Raw genomic sequence first — 4,456 nt, forward strand, 5'->3', positions numbered from 1 at the left:
GAGATGTCGACGGCGACGACTTTGGCGCCCACNGCATTTGCGATCATGATCGCCGACAGGCCGACGCCGCCACAGCCGTGAACCGCCACCCATTGGCCGGCAGACGCCTTGCCCTGGTCGATGACGGCGCGGAACGAGGTGACGAAGCGGCAGCCGAGGCTGGCCGCCGTGGTGAAGTCCATGGACTCCGGCAGCCGCACCAGATTGATGTCCGCCTGATGCAGGCCGACATACTGGGCGAAAGACCCCCAATGGGTGAAGCCGGGCTGGAACTGCCGGTCGCAGACCTGATGATTGCCGGAATGGCATTCGGGGCAGGCGCCGCAGCCGCCGACGAACGGCACCGTCACCCGGTCGCCGATCCGCCATTTCGTCACGTCCCTGCCGACCGCCTCGACGATGCCGGCCAGCTCATGGCCGGGAACATGCGGAAGCCGGATGTCGGTGTCATGGCCGACCCAGCCGTGCCAGTCGCTGCGGCAAACCCCGGTCGCCATCACCTTGACGACGACGCCATGCGGCTCCGGCGTCGGATCGGGCACGGTCATGATTTGGGGCGGTGCGGAAAACGCCTCGTAGACCACCGCTTTCATCGGGGTTCTCCTGCTGGAAAGGTCCCGTCATTCTACGGCGACGGCGCTGAAATTGCCTTTCAATTGAAGGCGGGGCGTCTCCGGATTATGAAGGAGTCTTTCTGAAAATATCGCCTCCTTGAAGGACTTCTTCGCCATGGACGCGCTCGATAAAATAGACGCTGCGATTGTCGACCGGTTGCAGCAGGACGGGCGCCTGTCCAACGCCAGGCTCGCCGAGCAGTTGGCGCTGAGCGAGGCGTCCTGCTGGCGCCGCCAGAAAAGGCTGGAGGAGGGTGGCGTGATCCGCGGCTATCAGGCCGTCCTGGACCGCCGGAAACTCGGCTTCGGCGTGATGGCCTTCGTGCAGATCGTCTGCACCCAGCATGGCGAGGAGGTGACCGCCGCTTTCGAGCGGATCATCCAATCCTGCCCGTCGGTGCTGAGCTGCCACAACACGACCGGCGAGGCCGATTTTCTGCTGGTGGTCGTCGCCCGCGATCTCGACGATTACAGCGGCTTCGTCGACAAGGTGCTGAGACGGCTTCCGGGCGTCGCGAGCATCCGTTCGAACCTCTCCCTGCGGGAGATGAAGGAGACCAACCGCCTGCCGGTTCTGGAAGAGCCTTATCGCTGACACCCGGCCCCGGTCCTGTAGGTCCGGGGTGGGTATCGCCCGGTGCTTCGTCAGCCGGCGCGGACGCCGCGCAGGAATTCGTCGACCGCGGTGCTGAGCGTCCCGGCTTCCCGTGACAGTTCGGCGGCGGCATCCAGCACCTGGTTGGCCATCGTGCCGCTCTCGCTGGCAGCCCTCTGCACATCGATGACGTTGGTGGAAACCTCGCGGGTTCCCGACGCCGCCTGCGTCACGTTGCGGGAGATTTCCCCCGTCGCCGCGTTCTGCTCCTCGACCGCCGAGGCGATGGCCGTGGCGATCCCGCTCATCTGGGTGATGGTCGCGCCGATTCCCCTGATCGCTTCGACGGCGTCGGCGGTCACCGCCTGCATCGTGGCGATCTGCGCGGCGATGTCGTCGGTGGCCCTTGCCGTCTGCGTGGCGAGGTTCTTCACCTCCGAGGCGACCACCGCGAAGCCTTTGCCCGCATCGCCGGCGCGGGCCGCCTCGATGGTGGCATTCAGCGCCAGCAGGTTGGTCTGGCCGGCGATGCTCTGGATCAGCGTCACCACCTCGCCGATCTTCTGGGCGGCATTGGCCAGACCGGCGACGGTTTCATTGGTCCGTGCCGCGTCCTGAACCGCCTGGGCGGAGATTTGCGAGGAGGTGCTGACCTGCTTGGAGATTTCCAGCAGCGATGCCGACATCTCCTCGGTTGCCGCGGCGACGGTCTGCACATTGGCGGAGGTCTGTTCGGCCGCCGCCGCAGAGGCGCCGGCCTGATGGCTGGTCTGCTCGGCCGTTCCGACCATCGAGGTCGCCACCGACTGCATCCTGCCTGATGCCGTGGCGACGCTTTCGACCACCGCCTTGACGCTCGCTTCGAAGGTCCGGGCCATGGCCGCCATCGTCGCCTTGCGGTCGGCTTCGGCCTTGGCCTTCAAGGCGTCCTGTTCGGCCACCATGCGGGCATTGTCGATGGCGTTCTGCTTGAACACCTCCACCGCCTGCGCCATGGCGCCGATCTCGTCGCGACGCTCCTGCCCCTCGATGGCAACGCTGTTGTCGCCGGCCGCCAGCCGGCCCATGACCTCCGTCATGCGGCGGATCGGCACGGCGATGCCGCGCGACAGGAGGAGGCCCGCACCGATGGCAACCGCGACCATCAGGACGCCGCCGGAGATGTTGGCGGTGTAGGACTTCGAGAATGCCTCGGCCTGGTCGATGGCCCTCTTGCCGAGGAGGTCCCGCTCCATCTTGTCGATCTCGGCGATCTTGGCACGCAGGCCGTCCATCGACGCCTTGCCGGCGCCGGACGCCTCCAGGGCGCGGCCCTGGTCGCGCGTGTCCGCCTTGGCCATCAGGGCGATTTCCTTTTCAGCGACCGTCGTCTGCCAGGTCTGGGCAAGCCGCTCCACCTCGGCGAAGCGACCCTGTTGCACCGCATTGTCGGCCGTCAGCCGCTTTGCCGCCGCCAGGGCTTCGGAAAAGGCGCGCTGCCCGGCGCGGTAGGGGGCGAGAAACTTGTCGTCGCCGGAAATCAGATAGCCGCGGACGCCGGTTTCCTGGTCGATCATCGATGCCTGAATCCTGGTGACCTCTTCCAGAACCTCGTAGGTATGGACGGTCCAGCCATTCGATTTCTCGATGAAGGTGAGCTGGGAATAGCCGAAGGAGAAGGCGAGGATTGCTATGGCGACCAGGAATCCGAAGGCGGCAACAAGCTTCTTGGAGATTGACAAGTTTTTAAGAAAAGACGCCATTTCTGCTTTTTCCTTACCCTTGGAACGAGCGGTGATAGGAGTCATTCCAACTCTGAAAACCACTTGTTGCGTGATTAATCAAAGAGAAGATGCCTATCGAACCCACGATGTCCGCATGTTTTCGTTCAAATATATCAGATACTCAGCGGATTTTTTTCCAGATAGGATTCAAACCTATTGTTTTTTGAAATTCTCAGGGTCATTCCTAGTTTTTGATCAAGCGAAGACATCGGATCTGTTGGCGATTACAGAATTATCTTAGAGGCCTGGTCGGGGAAAATTGCGCTTCTGGAGGAACGCCCTTTCGCCGGATGGCTCGTTGCGGTCGGAGCGGGGGGTTGCACTCGGCCGTCATTCCCGCAATGTTCGTTTCCGGACATGTCCGCGGCGCCCTCGGGCCCGCCTACCATCCCGCCCGTTACACGACCGAACAACTCCCGGACCCCTCCATGACCGCGGCCCCCGCGACCGACACCCGCCGAGGCATCCTGATGATGCTCGGCGGGATGACGCTTTTCACGCTGAACGATGCGCTAGGAAAATGGCTGGTGGCCGACCATCCGGTTGCCATGCTGCTGGCCGTGCGCAGCCTGTTCGGGCTGGCGGTGCTGGCGCCGATGATCTGGCGCGAGGGCGTGGCCGCTGTCTTCGCCGTCGACCGGTTGCCGCTCCACGTCCTGCGCGTGCTGCTGATGACGGTGGGAATCCGCCCTGGCGGCCGAGCCGCAGATCCTGCTGGTCAGCCGCACGCTGGCGGAGCGCTCCGGCGGGCTGGACGCCCTGCTCGCCCTGCCCCAGCTGGCGATGACCCCGGCGGCGCGCGACCGTCGCGTCGTCCAGCTCGACGGCGCGCTCCTGGTCGGGTTCGGCCCGCGCACCCCGGAGGCGGTCGAAACGTTGCTGCGCGCCCAGACCGGGAAGGCCGGGCCATGAGCGCCAGCCAGTCCATCACCGCCATGCCGCCAGCCCGGCGGCCCCGCCTTGCGCCCGTCCTGGGGCTGCTGGGTGCCGCGCTGGCGGCCGCCGTGCTGTTCGCCCTGTCCACCGGCAGCATTCCCCTGCCGCTCGATCGGGTGCTGTCGCATCTGGCACAGGCGGCCGGCATGCCCGGAGAGCCGCTGGGCAGCCGCGACGCCGCGGTCCTCTACACCCTGCGCCTGCCGCGCATCGTGCTGGCGGCGGCGGTCGGCGTGACGCTGGGCGTCGCGGGCGCCTCGCTCCAGGCGATCTTCCGCAACCCGCTGGCCGACCCCGGGCTGGTCGGCGTATCCAGCGGCGCCGCCTTGGCCGGATCGGCCACCATGATGCTGGGAGTCGCCGGGCTGGGGCTGTCGCGCAGCGGCCTGTCGCTGTCCACGCTGCTGCCGGTGACAGCCTTCCTGGGAGCGCTGGCGGCGACGATCCTGATCCTGACGCTGGCACGCCGGGACGGGCGTTGCTCGGCCACCGACATGCTGCTGGCCGGCATCGCCGTCAATTCCTGGGCGGCGCCGGCATCGGGCTTG

Annotated in this window: 5 protein-coding genes; 2 read left to right on the plus strand and 3 right to left on the minus strand. The window is 66.1% G+C overall.

Going from position 1 to position 4,456, the window contains the following annotated elements; translation table 11 throughout:
- On the minus strand, positions 1–593 hold a 593-nt coding region (locus tag I71_RS12385), incomplete at its 3' end, for an alcohol dehydrogenase catalytic domain-containing protein (RefSeq protein WP_042695162.1).
- A gap of 136 nt (positions 594–729) precedes the next feature.
- On the opposite strand from I71_RS12385, the gene I71_RS12390 reads away from it, so the two are divergent.
- A complete protein-coding gene (locus I71_RS12390; RefSeq protein WP_042695165.1) occupies positions 730–1,209 on the plus strand; it encodes an Lrp/AsnC family transcriptional regulator in 480 nt (159 codons plus the stop codon).
- Positions 1,210–1,259: 50 nt separating this feature from the next.
- Here I71_RS12390 and I71_RS12395 read toward each other — a convergent pair whose 3' ends face one another.
- Both I71_RS12395 and I71_RS38265 read right to left on the minus strand, forming a co-directional pair.
- Positions 1,260–2,930 carry a methyl-accepting chemotaxis protein gene (locus tag I71_RS12395; protein ID WP_307188986.1) on the minus strand — a complete coding sequence of 557 codons (1,671 nt, stop codon included), beginning with the start codon at positions 2,928–2,930 and terminating at the stop codon, positions 1,260–1,262.
- Between the two features lie 554 nt (positions 2,931–3,484).
- Positions 3,485–3,829 carry a hypothetical protein gene (locus tag I71_RS38265; protein WP_159107374.1) on the minus strand — a complete coding sequence of 115 codons (345 nt, stop codon included), beginning with the start codon at positions 3,827–3,829 and terminating at the stop codon, positions 3,485–3,487.
- A 51-nt stretch (positions 3,830–3,880) separates the two neighbouring features.
- On the opposite strand from I71_RS38265, the gene I71_RS12405 reads away from it, so the two are divergent.
- Positions 3,881–4,456: iron chelate uptake ABC transporter family permease subunit (locus I71_RS12405; protein ID WP_148294220.1), on the plus strand; the 576-nt coding region annotated here is incomplete at its 3' end.

Source organism: Azospirillum sp. B506 (assembly GCF_000333595.1).
Taxonomy (GTDB): domain Bacteria; phylum Pseudomonadota; class Alphaproteobacteria; order Azospirillales; family Azospirillaceae; genus Azospirillum.

Excerpts from the sequence above, each read along its gene's own strand:
- I71_RS12390 (WP_042695165.1), top strand. The coding sequence starts at position 730 with ATGGACGCGCTCGATAAAATAGACGCTGCGATTGTCGACCGGTTGCAG.